Consider the following 24,998-nt stretch of genomic DNA (forward strand, 5'->3'; position numbering starts at 1 on the left):
AAAAACCCTGTTTCATAACGGGGTTTTTTATTCTAACTTTTGCTTATAGAAATATAAGCAATATGGTACCTTAGCTCAGATGGTAGAGCAATGGACTGAAAATCCATGTGTCCCTGGTTCGATCCCTGGAGGTACCACATCATGCTCGGATGGTGAAATTGGTAGACACGCTGGACTTAAAATCCAGTGAACAGCAATGTTCGTGCGGGTTCAAGTCCCGCTCTGAGTACAAAACTTCAATTAGCAAAAGCTAATTGAAGTTTTTTTTTGCCTAAAATTTAGATAAATCACTAAATTTTATATTTTTACTTCACTATTCTTGCTAACCATAATATCGTTTAACTATGCAAAATGTTTTTCTTAAAGAAGATTGTGATCAATTTATAAATAGAATCAATCAGCTTGAGCCCGATTCAAAACCGCTTTGGGGCAAAATGTCGGTAGATCAGATGTTGGCACATTGTAATGTGACGTATGAAATGGTATTTGATGATATTCATGCGAAACCAAATGCTTTTATGAGATTTCTTTTAAAGACATTAGCTAAAAAAGCAGTTGTAGGCGATACTCCTTATTCTAGAAATATTAAAACGGCTCCACAGTTTATTGTTAAAGGTGATCGAGATTTTGATCTTGAAAAAAATAGACTCATTAATTACATCAATAAGACCCAAAGCTTGGGCGAAAGTGAATTTGAAGGAAAAGAATCTCTTTCTTTTGGAAAATTATCTTCAAAAGAATGGAATAATATGTTTGCTAAACATTTGGATCATCATTTTTCACAATTTGGAGTTTAAAACTTTATAGCTATGAGAATTTATACAATTATTTTTTTTCTGCTTTTAGGAATTTCTTCTTATGCTCAAAAAGAAGATGCGCAAAAATGTATTGAATCTTTTTTCGAAGGATTTCATCAGCGCGATTCTGCAAAGATTAAATTAGTATGCTCAGACAAAATGATTTTGCAATCTATTAGTGAAAGTGCAGCTAAAGAAAATAGACTTTCTAATGAAAGTGCGAAAGAATTTTATAAATCTATCGCATCAATTCCTTCAAATATAAAATTTCAAGAAAAAATATTGAGTTATAACATTCAAATTGATGGAACAATGGCTCATGTTTGGACTCCTTACGAATTTTACATAAATGATAAACTAAGCCATACTGGAGTAAATGCTTTTACACTGTTTAAAGAAAAAGATTCGTGGAAGATTATTTATATAATCGATACAAGAAGAAAATAATTAATTTTTAAGTATTTCGGTATTGTAATATAAACAAATATCAGTCAAAAGACATTCAGGACATTTTGGTTTGGGTCTGCATGTTTCTCTGCCTAAAAAAGATATTGCCATTCCAATTTCAGACCAAATACTTTTTGGAAGAACCTGCATTAAATCTTTCTCAATTTTATTTCCGTCTTTATTTTCTTTTACAATTCCAATTCTTGGAGAGACTCTGATGACATGTAAATCAGCAATAATTCCTTCGGCAGGTTTATTGGTTTCTCTCAGGATAACATTTGCAGATTTTCTTCCCACACCTTTTAAAGCTGTCAATCCGCTCATTGTTAGTGGAATATCTTTATCGTCTTTAATAGTATTTGCAATTTCTAAAATCCATTTTGCTTTTGTAGAATGATTTCGGACTTTAGTGATGTAAGTTGTAAAAGTTTCTAAATCGGTTTTTGAAATGCTTTTTAACGTTGGATATTTTTCGAATAAAATCGGAGCTATGTTATTTATATTAGCATCTGAATCTTGTGCAGATAGGATCACCATAACAAGTAATTGATATGTGTTTTCGTATTCTAAAGGATGCTTTTTTCCTTTATATTTTTTTAAAATGGGTTTTAATTTTATTTCCCAATCCGAAGTCTCACCAAATAAATCCATTTCGTTCAAAATTAAAATATTGAAAACTAGGTTTTTGCATTATAAATTTACGAATTTTAAATAAACTCAAGAATTTTTTTAATAACGCTGTGATTTCCTAGAATTTTTCTGTGGCCTAGTCCTTCGGTTAAATACAAAGTTCCATTTTCCAAGTTTTCATGTATATGAATTCCAGCTTTCACAGAAACTTCTGGATCGTCATTATCATGCATTACTAAAACAGGAATTTTTATTTTCTGAGCTGCTCTGTAAGCCGAAAAATCATCCATTTTAACTTGGTATTTATTTTCAAATTCATCTCTAAGACGACAGCTAATTTCTTTCTTTAAGCCCAATTTAAAAGTAAATTCATCTAAGATATCCTGAACAATATCTCCGCTTCCAATAACTACTGCTTTTCCCGCCTTAAGTCCGTCTTTAATAGCGTTAAGAACCGACATTCCACCTAATGAATGTCCGATTGCAATTTCAAAAGGACCAAATTGTTTTTCTATTTCTAAAATAGAAGCTATAAACTCCGACATTATTGTCGTTTTGCCTTCTGATTTTCCGTGTGCTGGTGCATCAAAACTAATTGTAGAATAGCCATTAGCCAAAAGCTCATCGGCAATTTTAAAGAGCTGAGTCCCTCTTCCAGACCAGCCGTGAACTAATAATACTTTGCGCTCACTTTGCCCAAATGAATATGTAACTACACTTTTATCAATTGCAGGAACATGAATTAATTTTTGAATGCTTTTGGAATCCATTTCTAATTCACGTTTCGGAACTTTATGTTTTATTGGTGTTGTGAAAATCTTTGCAGCAAATTTTGTGACTAATTTTGTAGATATAAAAGCGCAGATTTTCGCAGAAATTATAATAATCTTAGGAATTTTTAATGATTTAGTAGGATTGGTTGCCTTTTTTGCCATTTCAATAAAACTTATTTAAAGGAAGGATTTTGCTTGTTTTTTTGCTAAATTTAAAAAAGCATAAAAGTAGTAATAAATGATTGCTGCTTATATATAATCATAAATTAATTTCTGAAATGGAAATATTTCATATTAGTGCAGAATGTTATCCAGTAGCAAAGGTTGGCGGTTTGGGTGATGTCGTTGGGGCATTGCCTAAATATCAGCAATCTGCAGGGCATAATGTTAGGGTTGTACTTCCTTGTTATGACACAAAGTTCAAAAATGAAAATGATTTTGAATGTGTACATTGGGGAAGTGTTAAGTTAGGAAGTTTTAATTTTCCGTTTAGCGTCTTAAAAGAAAAAACAGATAAGCTAGGTTTTGAATTATATCTAATAGAAATTAATGAGTTATTTAATCGTCCGAATGTTTATGGTTATGAGGACGATATAGAAAGATTTTTATCTTTTCAGATTGCGACCCTCGATTGGATTCTAGCTCGAAATCAAGTTCCAGACATTATCAATTGTCATGATCATCACACAGGTGTTATTCCGTTTTTGCTTCAGTTTGCTTATAAATATGAAAGTTTAAAGAATATAAAAACGGTTATTACAATACATAATGGATTATATCAGGGATGGTTTGGCTTTGATAAACTGTATTATTTGCCAGAGTTTGACTTGAAACATGTTGGGTTTTTAGAATGGAGCAATTCTATAAATTCTCTCGCTGTAGGTATTAAATGCGCGAATGCTGTGACTACGGTTTCACCAAGTTATTTAAATGAAATTAATATTTCAGCAAATGGATTAGAATCATTGTTTAACTCGGTTCGACATAAATCTAAGGGAATTTTAAACGGAATTGATATTGAGGTGTGGAATCCAGCTAAAGATCAAATGATTGCTGAAAACTATTCTATTGATGATTTCGAAATAGGCAAAAGAAAAAATAAAGAAAAATTGTGTGAAGAGTTTGACTTAGATCCTTCAAAACCATTATTTAGTTTTATTGGAAGATTATTTGAAGAAAAAGGAGGCGATTTGCTGCCGCATGCTTCTGCTTTAGCTTTGTCGGAACATTTTGAGGAAATTAATATTCTGATTTTAGGATCAGGAAATTCAGAAATTGAATCGCAGTTAACTCAGCTGAGAAATGATTATAAAGGAAATTACAATGTATTTATAGGTTATAATGAAAATTTAGCGCATTTGATTTATGCGGGTTCAGATTATATTTTAATGCCTTCTAGAGTTGAACCATGCGGCTTAAATCAGATGTATGCCATGCGTTACGGGACAATTCCGATTGTTAGAAGAACTGGAGGGTTAAGAGACACGGTTGTTGATTTTGGAGATGAAGGAAATGGAGTCTGTCACGATCAAGCTTCTGTAGCCGACATTTGCTATTCAATAAATCGTGCGGTTAGGTTGTATGAAGATAGAATGAATTTTAATAAAGTTTTAAAAAGAGGAATGACAGCCGATCATTCCTGGGAAAGTGTTTGCCAAGAATATATCGAAATATACAACTTAATAATTCAGCAAAATGAAATTTAAAAAGAAAAATGTAGTTGCCATTATTTTAGGAGGTGGACAAGGTTCACGTTTATTTCCATTGACAGAAACAAGATCAAAACCAGCAGTTCCGATTGGAGGAAAATATCGTTTGGTCGATATTCCGATTTCTAATTGCATCAATTCTGATATTTTTAAAATATTTGTTTTGACACAATTTAATTCTGCTTCTCTAAATGCTCACATTAAGAACACTTTTAATTTTAGCATTTTCAGCCAGTCTTTTGTTGATATTTTGGCAGCAGAACAAACTCCTGATAATCCAACATGGTTTCAGGGAACGGCAGACGCAGTTAGACAATGCATGTCACATTTTTTAAAACACGATTTTGATCATGCGTTGATTCTTTCTGGAGATCAGCTGTATCAGATGGATTTTAATGAAATGCTCGAAGCTCATATCGCTGCTGATGCCGAAATTTCTATTGCAACTTTACCCGTAAATGCTAAAGATGCTCCAGAATTTGGAATTCTAAAAACGAACCATGAAAGTGTTATTGAAGCTTTTATAGAAAAACCGCACGCGTCACTATTGCCAGATTGGGAATCTGAAGTGAGCGAACAAATGCAAGAAAAAGGCAAAAAATATCTTGCCTCAATGGGAATTTATATTTTTAATAAGCCTCTTTTGGAAGAATTGATGGCTGATCCTGAAACGAAAGATTTTGGTAAAGAAATTATTCCACAAGCTGTTGGGAAACATAAAATTTTAAGCTATCAGTACGAAGGATATTGGACAGATATCGGAAATATTGAATCCTTTTTTGAAGCTAATATTGGCTTAACTGCAGATATTCCAGAGTTTAATTTGTTCGATAACGAAAATAAAATCTTTACAAGACCGCGATTATTACCGCCTTCTAAGTTTAGAAATTCAATTATAAATCAATCTTTGATTTCTGAAGGTTGTATTATTAATGCGAAAGAGATTAAAAGTTCTGTAATTGGTATCCGCTCTAGAATTGGCGAGGGTACTGTTTTGGAGAACTGTTATGTCATGGGTAACGATTTCTATCAGGATTTGGATGAAATGAATTACGAAAGCAGTATTAATAAAATACATGTTGGTATTGGAGAAAACTGCTTTATTAATAATGCTCTTATCGATAAAAATGTGCGTATTGGAAACAATGTTCATATTAGCGGCGGAAAGCATTTGGATAATTTTACCAATGAATTGTACAGTATAAAAGACGGAATTGTGGTCATCAAAAAAGGCGTTACGCTTTCAGACAATTTTAGAATAGAGTAAAAGAATAAAATCAAAAAAAAAAAATAATTTAAAAATTCCAAATTCCAAATCCAATTATTCTAGAAAACAACATATGAGTAAAGTAATCCCACATTCTCTTTTTACCGACTTTGACATCGATTTATTCAAAGCTGGAAAACACTTCAGATTATATGAAAAACTTGGAGCACATTTAGTCGAAGTTGATGGGGTAAAAGGCGTTTACTTTGCTGTTTGGGCTCCTACGGCCCATTCGGTTTCGGTTGTTGGCGATTTTAATTATTGGACACAAGGAGAACATCTTTTAAATGTTCGTTGGGATTCTTCTGGAATTTGGGAAGGGTTTATTCCTGAGATTTCAAAAGGAGCGCTTTATAAATACAAGATTCAATCTAATATAAATGGTGTAATTACTGAAAAAGCCGATCCTTTTGCGCGTTACTGCGAAAAACCGCCGCACACCGCATCTGTAGTCTGGGATTTGGATTATAAGTGGAAAGATGAAAATTGGATGCAGAATCGTCAAGATTTTAATGCTTTAGATAAGCCATATTCGGTTTACGAAGTGCATTTAGGGTCTTGGAAAAGAGCAGATCATAATCGTTTTTTGACTTATCTCGAACTTGCTGATGATTTGGTAAAATATGTCAAAGAAACTGGTTTTACGCATGTAGAATTCATGCCGATTATGGAATATCCTTATGATCCTTCATGGGGCTATCAGTTGACAGGATATTTTGCACCAACTTCCCGTTTTGGAAAACCACAGGATTTTATGGTCTTGGTAGATAAACTGCATCAAGAGGGTATTGGTGTAATTTTAGATTGGGTTCCGTCGCATTTTCCAGACGATGCACATGGCTTAGGTTATTTTGATGGTTCGCATTTATATGAACATCCAGATCGCAGAAAAGGATATCATCCAGATTGGAAAAGTTTGGTTTTTAATTACGGACGAAATGAAGTTCGTGCCTTTCTAATAAGTAATGCTGTTTTTTGGCTTCAAAATTATCATATCGACGGACTTAGAGTTGATGCTGTAGCGTCAATGCTTTATCTGGATTATTCTCGAAAAGATGACGAATGGGAAGCCAACATTTTTGGAGGAAGAGAAAATCTTGATTCGATAAGTTTTCTTAAAGAATTTAATGAAGTAATATATTCTAATTTTAGTGGAGTTCAAACTATTGCAGAAGAAAGTACTTCATTCCCGATGGTTTCAAGACCGACTTCTTTTGGGGGGTTAGGGTTTGGAATGAAATGGATGATGGGTTGGATGCACGACACTTTAAAGTATTTTCAGAAAGAAACCGTTTATAGAAAGTATCATCAAAATGATTTGACTTTTTCGATGACGTATGCCTTTACTGAAAACTTCATGCTTCCGTTTTCTCATGATGAAGTGGTTTATGGCAAACAATCTCTTATTTATAAAATGCCTGGCGACGAGTGGCAGCGTTTTGCCAATTTGAGATTATTGTACGGGTATATGTTTACGCATCCTGGAACAAAACTTCTGTTTATGGGTGCTGAATTTGCTCAGACCAATGAATGGAATTTTGAACAAAGTTTAGACTGGCATTTGCTGCAATATGATTTTCACTTTGGAATAAAGAGATTGATTACAGATTTGAATCAATTGTATAAATCGCAGCCAGCATTGTATGAAAAGCAATTTAGAGGCGATGGTTTTGAATGGATCAACTATTCAGATCATCAGAATGCTATTTTATCCTATATTCGAAAAGGAAATAATCCAGATGAGAATTTAATCGTAGTCTGCAACTTCACTCAAGTTGTTCGAGAAAATTATAGAATTGGCATTCCTAAAAAAGGCACTTTGCAGGAGATTTTTAATAGTGATGCCAAGATTTACGGCGGAAGCGGAACAGAAAATCCAAAAACAATAAAAGTGGATGCAATAGCTTATGATGGAAGAGATTTTTCTGTTGAATTAATTTTACCGCCTTTAGGTGTAACTGTGTATTCTTTGGTTTAATAAAATTCTGATATCATTTTTTGAGAGTAAGATTTTATCATTTTATCGTTTCAAAATTATCAAATTGTTGATTTTTTGTTTGGTAATTTGAAAGTCGTTCAGAAAAAACGTTTTCGTTAATAAACCTTTTATTCATAGGGTGTTATGAACTTTTTTTGTATGTTTGATTAGAAGGAAAATGTTATAAATTAATTCATTTGAGATATGATTACAAACACATCATTAGAATACAAAGGCGATTTATATCCATCAAAAATTATCTCTTATGAACATGAAGGAGATTCTATTTTCTTTAATACGGATAACAAAGTAATCTTAAAAGTCACTATTCTTCGTGACAGTTTAATCCGATTTCGTTTTACTACAAAAGGATATTTTAGCAACGATTTTTCGTATGCTATTGATAAAACCCAGCTTCATGGTTACAATTTTCTAGAAGTTACAGAAGAAGAAAGCTACTTTCAAATTAGAACAAGTAAAGTAAAATGCAAAATACAAAAGGCAGATCTTCGTCTTTCTATTTATGATTTAAACGATTTTCTAATTCTTGAAGATGAACTTGGTTTTCATTGGGAAGAAAGCTATGAATATGGCGGAAATATTGTAAAAATGAGTAAATATGCTAAAGATGGCGAATGTTATTACGGTCTTGGCGATAAAGCAACTCAGATGAATCTTAAAGGCAAAAGACTAGAAAATTTTGCTACAGATCAATATGCGTATCAGAAAGATCAGGAACCTCTTTATAAAGTAGTTCCATTTTATATCGGATTGCATAACAAACAATCGTACGGTATATTTTTCGATAATACATTTAGAACGTTTTTTGATTTTTGTCAGGAAAGAAGAAACGTTACCAGTTTTTGGGCTGAAGGTGGCGAAATGAATTATTATTTTGTCTATGGGCCTCAAATGCAAGATGTTGTCACAACATATACAGATTTAACAGGTAAACCAGAATTACCGCCACTTTGGGTTTTAGGATACCATCAGTGCAAATGGAGTTATTATCCTGAAAGCAAAGTCAAAGAAATTACCTCGAAATTTAGAGAACTGCAGATTCCTTGTGACGCTATTTATTTGGACATCGATTATATGGATGGTTTTAGATGTTTTACATGGAATAAAAACTATTTTCCTGATCCAAAAAGAATGGTTGCTGAATTAGCCGAAGATGGTTTTAAAACCGTTGTAATTATTGACCCCGGAATTAAAATCGATAAAGATTATTGGGTTTATAAAGAGGCTTTAGAAAAAGATTATTTCTGCAAAAGAGCCGATGGACCTTATATGAAAGGGAAAGTTTGGCCAGGAGAATGCAATTTCCCAGATTATACAAATCCCGTAGTTAGAGAATGGTGGGCAGGATTATTTAAAGAATTAGTTGCAGATATTGGGGTAAAGGGAGTTTGGAATGACATGAACGAACCTGCTGTAATGGAAGTGCCGAATAAAACTTTCCCGATGGATGTACGCCATATTTATGACGGAAATCCTTGCAGTCATAGAAAAGCACATAATATTTACGGCACGCAGATGGCGAGAGCTACTTATCATGGTGTAAAACGATTTGCTTATCCAAAACGACCATTTGTAATTACAAGATCGGCTTATGCTGGAGCACAGCGTTATACTTCTTCATGGACAGGCGATAACGTGGCAACTTGGGAACATTTGTGGCTTGCAAATATTCAGGTGCAACGATTGTCAATTTCGGGAATGGGATTTACAGGCTCTGATATCGGGGGATTTGCAGAACAGCCAACAGGAGAATTATACGCTCGCTGGATTCAATTAGGCGTTTTTCATCCTTTTTGCAGAACGCATTCTTCTGGAGATCACGGAAATCAGGAACCTTGGGCTTTTGACGAAGAAGTAATCAATATCACTAGAAAATTTGTGAGCCTTCGTTACCAATTGCTTCCTTATTTATATACCATGTTTTGGCAGTATATCGAAGAGGGAATTCCGATGCTAAAACCATTGGTTTATTTTGATCAAGACGATACTCAGACACATTATAGAAATGATGAATTTATCTTTGGAAACCAGATATTAGTGTGCCCAATACTTGAACCTAATGCTGTAGGTAGACGTATGTATATTCCTAGAGGCGAATGGTATAACTATTGGACAAATGAATTGTTTATTGGAGGAAGAGAGATCTGGATTGATACTAAATTTGACGAAATTCCGGTTTTCATAAAAGCAGGAGCAATTATTCCGAAATATCCAGTTCAGCAGTATGTAGGCGAAATAGAATTTGATGAACTAACGCTGGATGTTTATTATAAAAACGGAAAAGAACAGTCAGCTGTTTATGAAGATGCGCAAGATGGTTACGATTATAAAAAAGGACGTTATAGTTATTTATCGTTAAGAAACACTGGAAAAGAGAAAGAACTTATTATTCAGCTTCATAAAGAAGGAAAATATACAACGCCTTACAGCAAGTACAAAATAAACCTTATCGGACTGCCTTTTAAAGTTTCTGAAATTGAAATTGACAACGAAAAAATTGAGTTTGATAAAATTAGTTTTGAGCAAAATAATTTCTTAATAGTTGATAAAGAGTTTAATGAACTTCACATTGTAGGAGAGTAGTTAAATTTTGATATTTTTTTGACTTATTGTGTAAAATATTTTATTTTTTTTAATCGTATTTTTGCTAGAAAATAGCTAGAATTATGAAAAAATATATGTTTTTAGGGGCTTTTGCTGCACTTGTGATGGCATGCGCAACAAACCCAATTACTGGAAAACAAAACTTGAATTTTGTTTCAAATAACGAATTGTTTCCAACTTCTTTTCAGCAATACAGTACTTTTTTGTCTGAAAACAAAGTTATTACTGGTACAGCAGATGCGAAACTTGTTGAAAATGTTGGGTTGAAAATTAAATTGGCAGCCGAAAAATATCTGACTTATTTAGGACAATCACAATATTTAAAAGATTATCGCTGGGAGTATAAACTGGTTGATAATAAAGAAGTTAATGCTTGGTGTTTGCCTGGAGGAAAAATTGTGGTTTACTCAGGAATATTGCCTATAACACAAAACGAATCTGGTCTGGCAACGGTTATGGGGCATGAGGTTTCTCACGCTTTAGCCAATCATGGTGCGCAGAGAATGAGTGCAGCTCAATTGCAGCAAATAGGAGGAGCGGTTTTAGATGCTGCAACAGCAAACAAAACAGCACAAACAAGAGAAATTTTCTCGCAAGCCTACGGTATGGGAACAGAAGTGGGAGTAATGCTTCCTTTTAGCAGAAGTAACGAAAGTGAGGCAGACAAAATTGGTTTAACTTTAATGGCAATTGCAGGATATAATCCAGATGATGCGATTGCGTTTTGGACAAGAATGTCTGCAAAATCAGGCGGAGCTTCAACACCAGAATTTATGAGCACGCACCCTTCTGATGCTACTAGAATTGCGAATATTAAAGCCTTAATTCCAGAAGCAAGAGCAATTGCGCTTAAAGTAGGAACTATCAAATAATGCAGATACTGCAAGAAAAATATACTTAAAAGCTATTCATTTTTGAATGGCTTTTTTGCTATAATGTAATTCATAATTTAATAATATACGATTTAAAGAATTTCTATTTGTTTATCATAAAAAATAGATAAATTCGTAGCCTATTTAACAAAACCATTTCTATGAAAAACCTACAAAAAGGAGATAAGAAGCTTTTAAATGCCTGGGCGTTTTATGATTGGGCAAATTCAGTTTATACTTTGACTATTGCCTCTGCTGTATTTCCAATTTTTTACGAAGCTTTATTCAGCGACCGCGATCATTATATCGATGTTTTCGGTATGCATCTTAAAAACTCGGCTTTAATTAGTTTTATTACTGCTGCGGCGTTTTTAGTGGTTTCTTTTATTTCGCCTTTATTATCTGGTATTGCCGATTATGTTGGGAATAAAAAATCCTTCATGAAATTTTTCTGCTATTTAGGAGCCTTATCTTGTATGGGATTATATTGGTTTGACTTAGATAACATTTATGTTGGACTTTTATTTTACTTTTTAGGATTGCTTGGCTATTGGGGAAGTTTAGTTTTTTACAATTCATACCTTCCAGATATTGCTTTTGAAGAGCAGCAAGATAGAATTAGTGCAAAAGGATATTCTTTAGGATATGTTGGAAGTGTTATTTTGCTGATTATCAATCTAGCAATGATCATGAAACCAAAACTTTTTGGAATTACAGGAACAGATGGTGAGGCAGCAATGAAAGCAATGCGTTATTCTTTTATTATGGTCGGTGTATGGTGGATTTTATTTAGCCAATATACTTATTATTATTTGCCAAAAGGAAGCAAAGGAAGTGGTCAAAAATTGACAAAATCTGTTGTTTTCAATGGTTTTAAAGAATTGAAAAAGGTTTGGGTTCTACTTCAGCAAAATATTCCTTTAAAAAGATATTTAGGAGGTTTTTTTGTTTCTAGTATGGCAGTACAAACTGTAATGCTTGTAGCAACTTATTTTGGTGCGCAAGAAATTCAATGGGAAACAAAAGAACAAAGCACAATCGGATTAATTATTTGTATTTTAATAATACAGTTGGTAGCTGTTGTAGGAGCTATATTGACTTCTAGAGCTTCAGAGAAATTTGGTAACGTTCCTACTTTGATTTTTATAAATGCGATTTGGGCTGTATTTTGTGCGCTTGCATTCTTTATTACTTTGCCAATTCATTTTTATATTATGGCAACAGTTGCGGGATTAGTTATGGGAGGAATTCAAGCTTTGTCTCGTTCAACTTATTCGAAACTGCTTCCAGAAACAGAAGATACGACTTCCTTTTTTAGTTTTTATGATGTTGCAGAAAAAGTAGGAATTGTAATTGGAATGTGTGTTTACGGAATTATCGATCAAATTACAGGAAGTCCGCGTGCAGCAATTGTAATTTTGGCCATATTCTTTATAACGGCTATTTTCCTTTTAAGAAGAGTACATAAAAAAGACGTTTCAAACTAATTGAAACGTCGTTATAATAACAATATCACGAATTGCAAGGATTATTATTTGATTGATGATTATTTTGTAATTCGTGATATTTTTTTTTTGAATGAAATTAGCTTTTCGAAATACTTCCAGATCCCGAAACTTTAACATCTCTTTTTTCAGGATTTCCCACATATCTAATGTTTCCAGAACCAGAAACTCTTGCCGTTAAACTTTCATCGCAAGCCACTTTACTGTTTCCTGATCCAGAAACATTTGCTTCAACATTTTTCGACTTCAAATCGGCTGCATCTATGCCCCCAGAGCCAGAAAGTTTAGCAGAGAAATTATCAGCAGTTCCTTTTAAACGTACATTACCAGAACCGCTTACATTTAGTTCTAAATTATTAGTATCAACTGGTAAAGTAAAATTTCCCGAACCAGACAATTTAACTAAAAACTTCTCATTTTTGATTACGTCTTTCGATTGAATATCTCCAGAACCAGCTAAACTCAATTCAGAGATTTTTTCGAAAGGAACCGTAATCTGAATGTTTTTACCAGAACTCGTTCTAATGTTTGTAAACTTTTCAATGTAAATTTTTAATGAATTATCTTCCACTTCAACTTTGATGGCAGACAATAGATTTTCTTCTCCTTTGATAGTAATTTTGCCTTCTTTTCCAGCAACTAAATCAACATCAAAGAAGCCTGAAATTTTAATTCCGTCGTAATCTCCAGTAGTTCTAGTTTCTGTAACTACTTTTCCATTTCCTTGAAGTTTGTTTTGCGCATTTAAACTGCCTACAAAAAGCGTTGCAAATGCTAGTAATAAAATTGACTTTTTCATTGTTTTGATTTTTTAGATGATTAATTTTTTGTTAGCGAAATATTTCCATAGTTCGAATTAATATTGATTTTATTCTGTCCTTTTTTCTTGTAGAAACCTGCAATTCTTTTGCTGTTGCTCTTAACCTCAGAAACAGAAATGTCTAAAGAATTATCATGTTTAATGTTCGAATATCTGGCTGAAATATCAAAATCAAAAGCATAATTTGGTACGTAACCAATATTGATATCCGTATATCCTGAGTTTATTGTGATATTTCCAGCTCTTTCATTTACAGTTCCAATACTGATTTTGCTGTAATTGGTATCGTAGCTAAAGTTACTTGAAATTTCTCCAATAATAAAAGTTAAATAATTACCAGATCCGCTTAAAGAGTTGATTTTTTGAAACTTAAATGTTCCGTAACTACAATCAGCTTTAATGTTTTGACCATCATTAAGGTTGACATCTGTATAATTTGCATTTAGATTCAAATTACCAGAATCATTAATTTTAAGATTCGAATATCTAGCATCAACATTTCCTGCTTTTATGTAATCGATGCTTGAACTTTGGCAATATTGAATTGAGATTTGATTATTAGATCCGTTTAATTTTCCCAAAGTGACTTTACCATATTTGCAGTCAATTTCTGTAGAAGACTCTGCAATTGGTACCGAAATATTACCATATTTATTCGCCAGTTTAATCGACCCGTTTTTCGGAATTTTAATCACATAATTAATTTCAAAACTATTGTTGCTTCCTTTGCTTTTAAGAGTAGAATTTCCAAGTGTTGTTACCGCAGAAACCAATCCTTTAAGAGCAGTAATTTCAACATCAATGCTGTTTAATCGTTCGTTTACCCAATTTTCATTTGGTCCATTCACTTTGATTGTAATATCGAGATCAATCTTGTCTTCATCCCACGTTGTTACAGTGATACTGCCATATTTATTTTCAATATCGATTCCGGCATTTGAATTTACGATATAGGTCTTTTTAATATTTTTTTGTTTAGTTATAAAAGTGTCGTCGTTTGAAAACCCTAAAAAAGGAATCAAAAGAAGTAAGATTAGTAAGTTATAGTGTTTTTTCATTAGAGTTGTTTTTTAGTTTTTCATTGTCTTCAATTCTTTTCAAAACGGTTTGCAAAAAAGAAATTCGCGTTTGGAGATTGCTAATCATCGCATAAATAATTTGTTTGTTCTCTCCATTTTTTTGCAGTTCATTTATTATTTTCTGATAGTCAGCATCAAAAGTTTTCATCTGGTTCATGGCATCATTAATAATCTGCTGATTTTCTGGCGAGCTTTTCTCTTTCAATTTAACCAGTTCGTTGTCAATTAGAATATTGAAAATAGAATCGGTGCGTTTAGTTTCTTTAGAAGCAAATTTGAATTCTTTTGGTTTTTCATTTTTATAAAAAAGAGATATTCCAAGCATTAATACAATCGAAGCGGCAATAGCGGTTGCGACCCAATATCTTTTCTTAGGTTCTTTTTTGTTTAATTTTTGTAGAAAATCCATTTGATGGTCAGGATTTAATTCCTGAATATCCCATTGGTTTTCAAATCTGTTGAATAATTCGTCTAAATTGTCTTTTTCATTTTTCATAATTCCAATTCATTTTATATCTCTTCCAATTTTTTTCTCAAACTGTCTTTGGCTCTGCTCAAGGTCGTTCTGCAATTTGCATAAGTGATGTTTAAAATTTCGCAGATTTCTTCTTGATCATAACCTTCTATGTAAAAAAGCGTGAGCACCATTCTGTAATTATCTTTCAGCTGCAAAATGGTATCCAAAACCTGTTTTACTTTTAGCGAGTTTAAGTCAATATTTTCAGAAATAATTCCGTCATTTTCTTCAATTTTATAAAGCTGTTTACTTAAATCTTCTACATGAAAAGAATTGTTTTTCTTGTAAAAATCGATGCTATAATTGATGATTATTTTTTTTAACCATGCTCCAAAAGCCACTTCTTGTTTATAGTCATTGATTTTTGTAAAAGCCTTTAAAAAACCTTCCTGCATGACGTCTTGTGCAAAATGTTCGTCTTTTACAATACGAAAAGCCACATTATACATCGCTTTACAATAGCGATTGTATATTTCGAATTGCGCTTTCTGATTGTTGCTTTTACAAAGCGCAATCAATTCTTCGATATTTAGGTTATTTATACTCAAGTAGTGGCTTTTGGTTTTAAATAAGGACAGTACTTTTTTTTCTTTGTTACACTTTTATAAAATTAATTTTATTTTTTTTTAATTCGGATGAAATGAAAAGTGAAAATATATTTTTTTAGACCTGACTTCTTTTGCTTTTGGCATAATGATTGTCTATTTTTATGGCCTATCTTGTAATTGAAAAACAAAACGGTTTTTCAGTTAAACTTCAATAAGCAATACAATGTTTATAGATAGTGCAAAAAATTTAATGACAAAAAGACTTATATTTTATTATGTCAAACCATAAAATACTTACTATTGACAATCTGTCACTTCAAGAATTCGATTCAGAGGCAGAATTAATTCCATTGTTGACTCCAGAAGACGAGGAGGAAATGAATAATGAAGAACTTCCTGTTTCGCTTCCAATTTTACCTTTACGCAACACCGTTTTATTTCCAGGAGTTGTTATCCCGATTTCTGCAGGAAGAGATAAGTCTATCAAACTGATTAATGATGCGAATGCAGGCGGAAAAATAATTGGTGTAGTTTCTCAAATTAATGAAGAAGACGAAGATCCGTCAAAAGATGATATTCATAAAGTAGGAACTGTGGCGCGTATTTTACGTGTCCTAAAAATGCCTGACGGTAACGTTACGGTTATTCTTCAAGGAAAAAAACGCTTCGAAATTGACGAAGTTGTTTTAGAAGAACCATACATGACAGCAACTATAAAAGAAGTTGCCGAAGAACGTCCAGATGAAAACGATTCTGAATTTACTGCAATCTTAGATTCGGTAAAAGAATTAGCGATACAAATTATTAAAGAAAGCCCAAATATTCCTTCGGAGGCTACTTTTGCGATTAAGAATATTGAAAGCCAATCATTCTTGATCAATTTTGTTTCTTCTAATATGAATTTATCCGTAAAAGAAAAACAAGGTCTTTTATCAATTAATGGATTAAAAGAGCGTGCTTTAGAGACTTTACGTTATATGAATGTTGAACTTCAAAAATTAGAATTGAAGAACGATATTCAGTCAAAAGTGCGTTTTGATTTAGACCAGCAGCAAAGAGAATATTTCCTTCACCAGCAAATGAAAACCATTCAAGAAGAATTGGGTGGTGTTTCTCAGGAAGAGGAAATGGACGAAATGGGGCTGAAAGCTAAAACTAAAAAGTGGGACGAAAAGACGCAGAAACATTTCGAAAAAGAATTGTCAAAAATGCGTCGTATGAATCCGCAATCTCCTGATTTTGGAATTCAGAGAAATTACTTGGAGCTGTTTTTAGAATTGCCTTGGGGCGAATATTCTAAAGATAAATTCGATTTAAAACATGCACAGAAAATTTTAGATAAAGATCACTTTGGACTTGACGAAGTGAAGAAAAGAATGATCGAGCATTTGGCAGTTTTAAAATTGCGAAATGATATGAAATCGCCAATTATCTGTTTAACTGGGCCTCCTGGAGTTGGTAAAACATCAATTGGGCGTTCTGTAGCAGAAGCTTTAGGCCGTGAGTATGTTCGTATTTCTCTTGGAGGCTTACGTGACGAAGCAGAGATTCGCGGACATAGAAAAACGTATATTGGAGCTATGCCAGGGCGTATCATTCAAAGTTTGAAAAAAGCAGGAACTTCAAATCCGGTATTTATTTTAGATGAGATTGATAAATTGTCAAGTGGAAATAGTGGCGATCCGTCTTCAGCTTTATTGGAGGTTTTAGATCCAGAGCAAAACAATGCTTTTTATGATAATTTCCTTGAAATGGGTTACGATTTATCTAAAGTAATGTTTATTGCTACTTCAAATAACATGGGAGCTATTCAGCCGGCTTTGCGTGACAGAATGGAAGTAATCAAAATGTCAGGCTATACGATTGAAGAAAAAGTTGAAATTGCTAAAAGACATTTATTTCCAAAACAATTAGAAGCTCACGGTTTAACATCTAAAGATTTGACAATTGGTAAAAAGCAATTGGAAAAAATTGTAGAAGGCTATACACGTGAATCTGGTGTTCGTAATTTAGAAACTAAAATTGCTCAAGTAATCAGAAATGCTGCAAAATCTGTAGCAATGGAAGAGGAGTACAACAAAAAAGTAACCGACGAAGATATTGTAGCTATTTTAGGTGTGCCTAGATTAGAACGAGATAAATACGAAAATAATGATGTTGCCGGTGTTGTAACAGGTTTAGCTTGGACAAGTGTTGGTGGTGATATTTTGTTTATCGAATCTTTAATTTCGGAAGGAAAAGGAGCTCTAACAATTACAGGGAATTTGGGAACTGTAATGAAAGAATCTGCCACAATTGCGTTAGAATATATTAAAGCAAATGCTAAGAAATTAGGTGTTAGCACTGAGCTTTTCCAGAAATATAATATTCACTTGCACGTTCCAGAAGGAGCAACTCCAAAAGACGGACCAAGTGCTGGTATTGCTATGCTTACTTCGTTAGTTTCTCTTTTAACTCAGAGAAAAATCAAGAAAAGTCTTGCTATGACAGGAGAGATCACCCTTCGTGGAAAAGTATTGCCAGTTGGTGGTATTAAAGAAAAAATCTTGGCAGCAAAAAGAGCTGGTATCAAAGAAATTATTCTTTGTCATGAAAACAAAAGTGATATTGACGAAATAAAAGCAGAATACTTAGAAGGTTTGAGTTTTCATTATGTGAAAGAAATGAGCGAAGTTTTAGCTATCGCTTTAACAGATCAGAAAGTAAAAAACGCTAAAGAACTGAAATAACTTTCAAAAGTTAACTTTCAAATATTTTTAAAATCCAAATTCCAATTTGCTCAACAGGCAGTTTGGAATTTGGATTTTTTTATTGGAATTTTCTAAGAATTTATTTGATGCAATAATTTATTTTTTTGGTGTTATATAATTTTATATTTGCAATTGCGTTATTGCCATATAGGTGCCGCCAAAAACAAATGCTTCAAAAAGTTGGTTTATTTTTTATAATCTTAATTTGTTCGTCTTCTTTCGGACAAGTCGGAGGGCGCTACACCTACCAATTTTTAAACCTAACCACTTCGCCAAGGCAAGCAGCATTAGGAGGAGACGTTATTACAATATATGACGAAGATGTTAATCAGGCCATGTCTAACCCCGCTCTTATAAACGCAGACATGGACAATCATTTGGCATTAAATTACGGAAGTTATTATGGTGAAGCCTCTTATGGCACAGCGTCGTATGCTTATACATATGACAGGCATCTGCAGACTTTTTACGCGGGAGTTACCTATGTGAATTACGGTACATTTGAAGGTTACGACGAAAACGGACAGGCAACTTCTAACTTTACTGGAAGTGAAGGTGCGTTATCACTCGGATATGCATACAATATTCCGTTTACCGATTTCTACATTGGAGCGAACGCAAAACTAATTACATCATCTTTAGAAACATATAATTCTATAGGTGGCGCAGCCGATTTAGGCTTTTTGTATGTAGACGTAAGAAATGATCTCAATTTTGCTCTTGTTTTTAGAAACATGGGAACACAATTCACAACTTATTCAGGAATTAAAGAAAATCTTCCATTTGAGATCGTTGCAGGTATTTCACAAGAATTAGAGCATGTACCCATTCGCTGGCATCTTACACTGGAGAATTTACAGCAGTGGAATATCTCTTTTTCGAATCCTGTTCGCGGAGAAACCAACATCGACGGATCTACAAGCGATGAAAAAGTGTCTTTTGTAAACAATGCTTTGCGACATGTGACTTTTGGTGTTGAACTTTTTCCTAAAAAAGCATTTAATTTTCGAATCGGATATAATTTTAGAAGAGGTGAGGAATTGAGGGTAGAAGAACAGCGTAATTTTTCTGGAGTTTCATTAGGTTTTGGTTTAAAAATGAATAAGTTAAGATTTAACTATTCGTATTCTAGATATACTTTGGCGGCTAATACAAGTCTTTTTGGTTTAACATTAAATTTTCAATAACTGCATGAAACTGTTTTATTTGGTTTTGTTTATGACAGTAAGCTTTTTTACGGGATCTAAACTTTCTTTTAAAGAAGAAGAAGCTATTTCTACTGTAGAATTGGAAAGAATTAACAGCAGAATCACTAGCATTAAAAGCATGATTGGTGCTGATCCTAAATACAATCAAAAAATTGCATTTCTTATTGATATGAAAGTTCCTTCAGGTAAGAATCGCTTTTTTGTTTACGATTTACAGAAAAATGAAGTTATCGATCAAGGACTTGTGGCGCACGGTTCTGGCTCAGAAACAGGAGTAAGGGGAGTATTAAAATTTAGTAATGCTCCAAATTCTAACTGCACTTCTCTAGGCAGATATGCTATTGGAAAAACATATAAAGGTATTTTTGGAAAAGCGTATCGATTGGCTGGCTTAGAAGAAACGAATAATAATGCTTTGAAAAGAGCCATTGTACTGCACCATTATTCTGCGGTTCCTTATGAAGAGCAAGATTACTACATAAGCAATAGTCATGGATGTCCGATGATTAATGAACAGTTTTTTAAAAGAATAGAAAAGATTATAGATAATTCTAAATCTAATATTCTTATGGATATTTACTATTAATTAGTTTTTTTTGAGTCTTAAACCAATGAAAAAAGTAATAATTGTATTTCTTTTTATTCTGGTGCTTTCTGCTGCATATTTATTGTTTTATGATGTTAAAGAAATTGGTTCACTATCTTCTGATAATAAACGAATTGAATCTCAAATTAGAGCAGTAAAAAAACTGATAAATCAAAATCCTGGCTATAATAACCAAATCGCCTTCTTTGTCGACATGAAGATTCCTTCAGGAAAGAATAGATTTTTTGTCTATGATTTAAAAACAAATAAAATTATTGATAAAGGTTTGGTGGCTCATGGCTCTGGTTCTGAAACTGGTGTTAAAGGGAAACTTCGTTTTAGCAATGTCCCAAATTCTTTAAGTACTTCATTAGGAAAATATTCTATTGGAAATTCCTATTATGGCAAATTCGGAAAGGCTTATAGGTTGTATGGATTAGACGAAACCAATAATAATGCTTTTAAGCGCGATATCGTTTTTCATTACTATTATGATGTTCCATATAAGGAGAAAGATGGCTACATTTGCAATAGTTTTGGCTGCCCAATGGTAAATAAAAAATATTTTGATAGAATATCACACCTAATTGATAGTTCTGAGTCAGATATTTTGATGAGCATTTATTACTAGCACCAGTCTTTAAAAGAATAAAAAATTAAAAAATAAAAAATTGAAAAAAATTACCATTGCTATCGACGGATTTTCATCTACAGGAAAAAGTACTCTTGCCAAACAATTGGCAAAAGAGTTAGAATATGTTTATGTAGATACTGGAGCGATGTACCGTGCAGTAGCTTATTTTGCTATGCAGCATGATTTGATAAATGCAGACTTCTTTAAAAAAGAGGCTTTGATTGAAGCATTGGCAGATATAAAATTAGAGTTTAGATTTAATGCTGATTTAGGCTTTGCTGAAATGTATTTGAATGGTGAAAATGTCGAAAAACAAATTAGAACTATTGAAGTTTCTAATTTTGTGAGCACAGTTGCTGCCGTTTCAGAGGTTCGTGCGAAGTTGGTAGAACAACAGCAAGAAATGGGAACGAATAAAGCTATAGTGATGGATGGAAGAGATATTGGAACGGTGGTTTTCCCTAACGCTGAATTGAAAATCTTCATGACGGCAAGTGCAGAAACACGCGCGCAAAGACGTTTTGATGAATTGCAACAAAAAGGAGATAATGTGTCTTATGAAGAAGTTTTGAAAAATGTAGTTGATAGAGATTACATGGATACGCATCGTGAAGATTCTCCTCTAATAATCGCCTACGACGCAATTGAGATTGATAATTCTTACTTAAATAAAGAAGAACAATTTACAGCTGTTTTAGAATTAGTGAATGATGTTGTTAAAACGATATAATTTTTTGCAGATATTATTTTTAATGGTAGTTTTACCGCTTCATTTTACTTTAAAGACAATTTCATTATATGGGAATTAAAAACAGGTTGATTTTTATGAGCTTTCTTCAATTTTTTGTTTGGGGAGCTTGGCTTATCACAATTGGAAATTATTGGTTTGGAACCAAAAATTGGGAAGGAACACAATTTGGTTTAGTATTTGGAACCATGGGAATTGCTTCTTTATTTATGCCTACATTAACCGGAATTATTGCCGACAGATGGGTAAACGCTGAAAAATTATATGGAGTTCTTCATATTTTATATGCAGTAGTTTTATTTGGAATTGCACAAGTTACAACGCCAGATACTTTTATTATTGTAATGCTTTTGGCAATGTGCTGTTATATGCCAACAATTGCTTTGAGTAATTCGATATCGTATACTTCACTTAAATTAAACAATAAAAACATCGTAAAAGATTTCCCGCCAATTCGCGTTTGGGGAACAATTGGTTTTATTGTTGCGATGTGGATCACCAATTTAAGCGGAAGTAAAGCGACAGAGTACCAGTTTTATATTGCTGGAATTGGAGCTTTAATTCTTGGAGTTTACGCTTTTACTTTGCCAAAATGTGAGCCACAGCGTTTAATTAAAGAAAATGCTACTTGGATAGAAACTTTTGGTTTAGAATCTTTCAAATTGTTTGCTAATTACAAAATGGCTTTGTTCTTTGTGTTTTCTATGTTTTTAGGAGGAGCATTGCAATTGACAAACGCTTACGGAGATGTATTTTTGGATGAATTCAAACATTTTCCAAAATATGCAGATTCCTTTGTAATTCAGTATTCGACTATTATTATGTCAATTTCTCAAGTTTCTGAGACATTGTTTATTTTAGCGATTCCATTTTTCTTAAGACGTTTCGGAATCAAACAAGTTATGCTAATTAGTATGCTGGCTTGGGTTTTGCGTTTCGGATTATTTGCGTTTGGAGATCCTGTAAATGGTTTATGGATGATTATTTTATCATGTATCGTTTACGGAATGGCATTTGATTTCTTTAATATTTCTGGTTCTTTATTCGTAGAAAGCAATACCGATTCTAAAATTCGTTCTTCTGCGCAAGGTTTGTTTATGATGATGACCAACGGAGTTGGAGCAGTTCTAGGAAGTTTGACTTCAGGCTGGGCAATTGATCGTTTCTTTACAAAATCTTTTAATACCACTACAGAATTAGCTGGATTTTTACAAACAGATCCTTCTAACGAAAAAATGGCTGAATTTGTAAAAAGCCAAGGAAATACAATTACTGACGGAGTCTTTACAAATCCAGTTCTAATGAAAGACTGGCATACCATTTGGCTTTCATTTGCGATTTATGCTTTAGTAATTGCAATTGCGTTTGCTGTTTTGTTTAAACATAAACATGATCCAAAGGAGATTGAAAATTTGAGTCATTAATTTTTTAAATTCTTAGATGAAAAAGATTTAAGAATAGTACAGAGAAACACTTTAATAAAATATAAAATGCCACAAAAGTTTCTATTTTCAGAAACTTTTGTGGTTTTCTATTTAATAACAGATGATTATGAAAAAGAAAGCAATAAAATCATATTCTCTTTCTGAAATGAAAGACAAATTAATTGGCAAAATTGGGACTAAAAAAAGAGATAAATATGAGAAGAAACTTCATAAGGTTATTTCTAAGCTTAAATAGATTAGATATTTGATAATAATTGCGCATAGTAAACCCGACAGGTTTCTAGAACCCGGTTTTTTGTTTAAAACGTTATCCTGCAAGGTTTCCGAAACCTTGTAGGTATATCGAAAACCTAATTAGGTCTTTAAGTCTAACTGTTTTAAAAAGTTTTTACTAAACGGTGATAAATTACAATAAATACGAAAAATAAATACCTACAAGGTTTTGGAAACCTTGCAGGAAATTCGAAATTCATGGATTAAGATTTAAACCCGACAGGTTTTTAAAACCTGTCGGGTTTGCCGTTTGATGTGATTCTGTATTAAATAAAATAATAACTTAGTATCTCGTTATTAATAATATAAAAGATGCTAAAACTGAAATTTTATATTTTGCTTTTGATTGGTGCTTTGGGGTTTGCTCAAAACAAAGCTTTGTATGATAAAGGTATAGAAGCATATAAAAGTAAGGATTATGCTTTGTTTCTCCGATTGGCAAAACAATTGGATAGTATTCGACCAATGCATCCTTCTTTTACTTATAATTTAGCTTCGGCTTATGCTTTGAATGGAAAAAAAGAGGAAGCTTTATCTGTTTTGAAAAATATGGTTCTAGCAAATAATACTGTTTCTTTTGAAGAGGATACGGATTTTACTTCTATCAAAAACGATAAGGCATTTAAGGATTTGGAATCACTTAAAATTTTGCAATCTAAGAAAATAGAGAATTCAGTTGAAAAAGTTCTCCTTTCTGAAAAAGAACTGCATCCAGAAGGATTATTTTATTTGGAGAAACAAAAGCTTTGGCTGTCGTCGAGCATTAGAGATAAAAAGATTGTTTCTTTTGATGCGTCTGGAAAAATTTCTGATTGGTTTACAGATTGTTTGTATTCGGTTTTTGCTTTAAAGGCAGATCGTGATGAAAAATATTTGTTTGTCGCTTGTTCTGCAATTCCTGAAATGAAAGGTTTTAAAAAAGAATTGGATGGAAAAAGTGAGATCTTAAAAATTGAAATTGCTTCGAAAAAAGTGGTGAAAAGATATTCTATTGAAGGAAATCATGTTTTTGGTGATCTTGTAATAAGTACATCTAACGAAGTTTATATTTCAGATAGTACTGAGCCAATAATTTATAAAATTGAAAAAGAGAATTTAGTTTTGTGGAAAGATTTGACAAATCAAGCTTTTAATCTACAGGGGATTACATTTAATAAAGATGAATCAAAATTGTTTGTTGCCGATTATTTGAAAGGAATTGCAGTAATCGATATAAAGAATAAAAAGGAATCTTGGTTAGTTTTTCCAAATGACGCTTCAAGAAAAGGAATTGACGGATTGGTTTTTTATAAAAAATCATTGATTGCCATTCAGAATGGAGTAGTACCTATTAGGATTGCAGCGTTTAAACTGAATGAAACTGAAACAAAAATAGTTGACTTTAAGGTTTTGGATAATAATAGAGAAGCCTTTAATGAGCCAGCCTTGGCGGCATTGGTGAAAAATAAAATGTATTTTTTTGCCAATTCACCATGGAAATTTTACGATAAAAACTTTCAGCTCGACGAGAGTAAATTTGATAACCCAAAATTGTTTGAACTTGATTTGGAGAAATCTATGTTAAAGTTTTAAAATTGACATAGATAGTTACAAGCCGTAAACCCGACAGGTTTTCAAACCTGTCGGGTTTCGTTTATTAAGTTGTTATGAAAACTAAATTTTCTAAACTAGCCCCGATAGAGCCGATATCCTTTTTCTGGCTTCTTTAGATAGAAAAAGATAAAGGCGATAGCGGGACTAAACGTCTTGAAAACCCGAATTCTCGTGCTTCTAATCAATCTACTGAT

General features: G+C 32.8%; 22 protein-coding genes and 2 tRNA genes. 18 read left to right on the top strand and 6 right to left on the bottom strand.

The window, feature by feature from the left end; genetic code table 11:
- Positions 1 to 64: 64 nt before the first annotated feature.
- From ACWA1F_RS06505 to ACWA1F_RS06520, 4 genes are all read left to right on the top strand, one after another.
- Positions 65 to 137, top strand: a tRNA-Phe gene (locus ACWA1F_RS06505).
- Between the two features lie 6 nt (positions 138 to 143).
- A tRNA-Leu gene (locus ACWA1F_RS06510) sits at positions 144 to 229 on the top strand.
- A gap of 115 nt (positions 230 to 344) precedes the next feature.
- Positions 345 to 797, top strand: a complete 453-nt coding sequence (locus tag ACWA1F_RS06515) for a DUF1569 domain-containing protein (protein WP_456892609.1) — start codon at positions 345 to 347, stop codon at positions 795 to 797.
- Between the two features lie 12 nt (positions 798 to 809).
- The gene (locus tag ACWA1F_RS06520) at positions 810 to 1,244 is read left to right on the top strand and encodes a nuclear transport factor 2 family protein (protein WP_456892611.1); all 435 of its coding nucleotides are present in this window, start codon (positions 810 to 812) and stop codon (positions 1,242 to 1,244) included.
- On the opposite strand, the gene ACWA1F_RS06525 is transcribed toward ACWA1F_RS06520, so the two are convergent.
- Both ACWA1F_RS06525 and ACWA1F_RS06530 read right to left on the bottom strand, forming a co-directional pair.
- Positions 1,245 to 1,895 carry an endonuclease III domain-containing protein gene (locus ACWA1F_RS06525; protein ID WP_456892613.1) on the bottom strand — a complete coding sequence of 217 codons (651 nt, stop codon included), beginning with the start codon at positions 1,893 to 1,895 and terminating at the stop codon, positions 1,245 to 1,247.
- A gap of 56 nt (positions 1,896 to 1,951) precedes the next feature.
- On the bottom strand, positions 1,952 to 2,809 hold the full coding sequence (locus tag ACWA1F_RS06530; RefSeq protein WP_456892615.1) for an alpha/beta hydrolase: 858 nt from the start codon (positions 2,807 to 2,809) through the stop codon (positions 1,952 to 1,954).
- Positions 2,810 to 2,925: 116 nt separating this feature from the next.
- On the opposite strand from ACWA1F_RS06530, the gene ACWA1F_RS06535 reads away from it, so the two are divergent.
- The 6 genes from ACWA1F_RS06535 (at position 2,926) to ACWA1F_RS06560 (ending at position 12,585) form a co-directional block, all read left to right on the top strand.
- Positions 2,926 to 4,353, top strand: a complete 1,428-nt coding sequence (locus ACWA1F_RS06535; RefSeq protein WP_456892617.1) for a glycogen synthase — start codon at positions 2,926 to 2,928, stop codon at positions 4,351 to 4,353.
- Positions 4,343 to 5,623, top strand: coding sequence for a glucose-1-phosphate adenylyltransferase (locus tag ACWA1F_RS06540; protein WP_306154868.1), 1,281 nt, complete (start codon positions 4,343 to 4,345; stop codon positions 5,621 to 5,623). The genes ACWA1F_RS06535 and ACWA1F_RS06540 overlap by 11 nt, the downstream gene beginning before the upstream one ends.
- 73 nt (positions 5,624 to 5,696) lie before the next feature.
- Entirely contained in the window at positions 5,697 to 7,601 is a 1,905-nt protein-coding gene (glgB, locus tag ACWA1F_RS06545) for a 1,4-alpha-glucan branching protein GlgB (RefSeq protein ID WP_456892619.1), read from the top strand.
- A 204-nt stretch (positions 7,602 to 7,805) separates the two neighbouring features.
- Positions 7,806 to 10,205 (top strand): glycoside hydrolase family 31 protein, encoded by a 2,400-nt coding sequence (locus tag ACWA1F_RS06550; RefSeq protein ID WP_456892621.1) that lies wholly within the window; start codon positions 7,806 to 7,808, stop codon positions 10,203 to 10,205.
- A gap of 83 nt (positions 10,206 to 10,288) precedes the next feature.
- The gene (locus tag ACWA1F_RS06555) at positions 10,289 to 11,098 is read left to right on the top strand and encodes a M48 family metallopeptidase (RefSeq protein WP_456892623.1); all 810 of its coding nucleotides are present in this window, start codon (positions 10,289 to 10,291) and stop codon (positions 11,096 to 11,098) included.
- 161 nt (positions 11,099 to 11,259) lie between these two features.
- Positions 11,260 to 12,585 carry an MFS transporter gene (locus ACWA1F_RS06560; RefSeq protein WP_456892625.1) on the top strand — a complete coding sequence of 442 codons (1,326 nt, stop codon included), beginning with the start codon at positions 11,260 to 11,262 and terminating at the stop codon, positions 12,583 to 12,585.
- Between the two features lie 97 nt (positions 12,586 to 12,682).
- Here ACWA1F_RS06560 and ACWA1F_RS06565 read toward each other — a convergent pair whose 3' ends face one another.
- From ACWA1F_RS06565 to ACWA1F_RS06580, 4 genes are read right to left on the bottom strand one after another with little or no spacing between them, the layout of a single operon-like run.
- A complete protein-coding gene (locus ACWA1F_RS06565) occupies positions 12,683 to 13,402 on the bottom strand; it encodes a head GIN domain-containing protein (protein ID WP_456892627.1) in 720 nt (239 codons plus the stop codon).
- 20 nt (positions 13,403 to 13,422) lie between these two features.
- The gene (locus tag ACWA1F_RS06570; RefSeq protein ID WP_456892629.1) at positions 13,423 to 14,481 is read right to left on the bottom strand and encodes a hypothetical protein; all 1,059 of its coding nucleotides are present in this window, start codon (positions 14,479 to 14,481) and stop codon (positions 13,423 to 13,425) included.
- Positions 14,465 to 14,998, bottom strand: coding sequence for an anti-sigma factor (locus tag ACWA1F_RS06575; protein ID WP_456892631.1), 534 nt, complete (start codon positions 14,996 to 14,998; stop codon positions 14,465 to 14,467). Before ACWA1F_RS06575 ends, ACWA1F_RS06570 begins: the two co-directional genes overlap by 17 nt.
- A 14-nt stretch (positions 14,999 to 15,012) precedes the next feature.
- Entirely contained in the window at positions 15,013 to 15,567 is a 555-nt protein-coding gene (locus ACWA1F_RS06580) for an RNA polymerase sigma factor (protein WP_456892633.1), read from the bottom strand.
- A 275-nt stretch (positions 15,568 to 15,842) separates the two neighbouring features.
- On the opposite strand from ACWA1F_RS06580, the gene lon reads away from it, so the two are divergent.
- The 8 genes from lon to ACWA1F_RS06620 all read left to right on the top strand — a co-directional run bounded on the left by lon (position 15,843) and on the right by ACWA1F_RS06620 (position 24,783).
- Positions 15,843 to 18,296 (top strand): endopeptidase La, encoded by a 2,454-nt coding sequence (gene lon, locus ACWA1F_RS06585; protein ID WP_306154877.1) that lies wholly within the window; start codon positions 15,843 to 15,845, stop codon positions 18,294 to 18,296.
- 188 nt (positions 18,297 to 18,484) lie between these two features.
- Positions 18,485 to 19,504: a type IX secretion system protein PorQ gene (gene porQ, locus ACWA1F_RS06590; protein WP_456892635.1), complete on the top strand. Its 1,020-nt coding sequence runs from the start codon at positions 18,485 to 18,487 to the stop codon at positions 19,502 to 19,504.
- Between the two features lie 4 nt (positions 19,505 to 19,508).
- Positions 19,509 to 20,111, top strand: a complete 603-nt coding sequence (locus ACWA1F_RS06595) for a murein L,D-transpeptidase catalytic domain-containing protein (protein ID WP_456892637.1) — start codon at positions 19,509 to 19,511, stop codon at positions 20,109 to 20,111.
- Positions 20,112 to 20,136: 25 nt separating this feature from the next.
- The gene (locus tag ACWA1F_RS06600; protein ID WP_456892639.1) at positions 20,137 to 20,742 is read left to right on the top strand and encodes a murein L,D-transpeptidase catalytic domain-containing protein; all 606 of its coding nucleotides are present in this window, start codon (positions 20,137 to 20,139) and stop codon (positions 20,740 to 20,742) included.
- A gap of 40 nt (positions 20,743 to 20,782) precedes the next feature.
- Positions 20,783 to 21,475 (top strand): (d)CMP kinase, encoded by a 693-nt coding sequence (gene cmk / locus ACWA1F_RS06605; protein WP_456892641.1) that lies wholly within the window; start codon positions 20,783 to 20,785, stop codon positions 21,473 to 21,475.
- 68 nt (positions 21,476 to 21,543) lie between these two features.
- The gene (locus ACWA1F_RS06610; protein WP_456892643.1) at positions 21,544 to 22,917 is read left to right on the top strand and encodes a nucleoside permease; all 1,374 of its coding nucleotides are present in this window, start codon (positions 21,544 to 21,546) and stop codon (positions 22,915 to 22,917) included.
- Positions 22,918 to 23,044: 127 nt separating this feature from the next.
- The gene (locus ACWA1F_RS06615; protein WP_456892645.1) at positions 23,045 to 23,173 is read left to right on the top strand and encodes a hypothetical protein; all 129 of its coding nucleotides are present in this window, start codon (positions 23,045 to 23,047) and stop codon (positions 23,171 to 23,173) included.
- Positions 23,174 to 23,523: 350 nt separating this feature from the next.
- Positions 23,524 to 24,783, top strand: coding sequence for a TPR end-of-group domain-containing protein (locus ACWA1F_RS06620; RefSeq protein ID WP_456892647.1), 1,260 nt, complete (start codon positions 23,524 to 23,526; stop codon positions 24,781 to 24,783).
- Positions 24,784 to 24,998 lie beyond the last annotated feature (215 nt).

Source organism: Flavobacterium erigeronis (assembly GCF_054075165.1).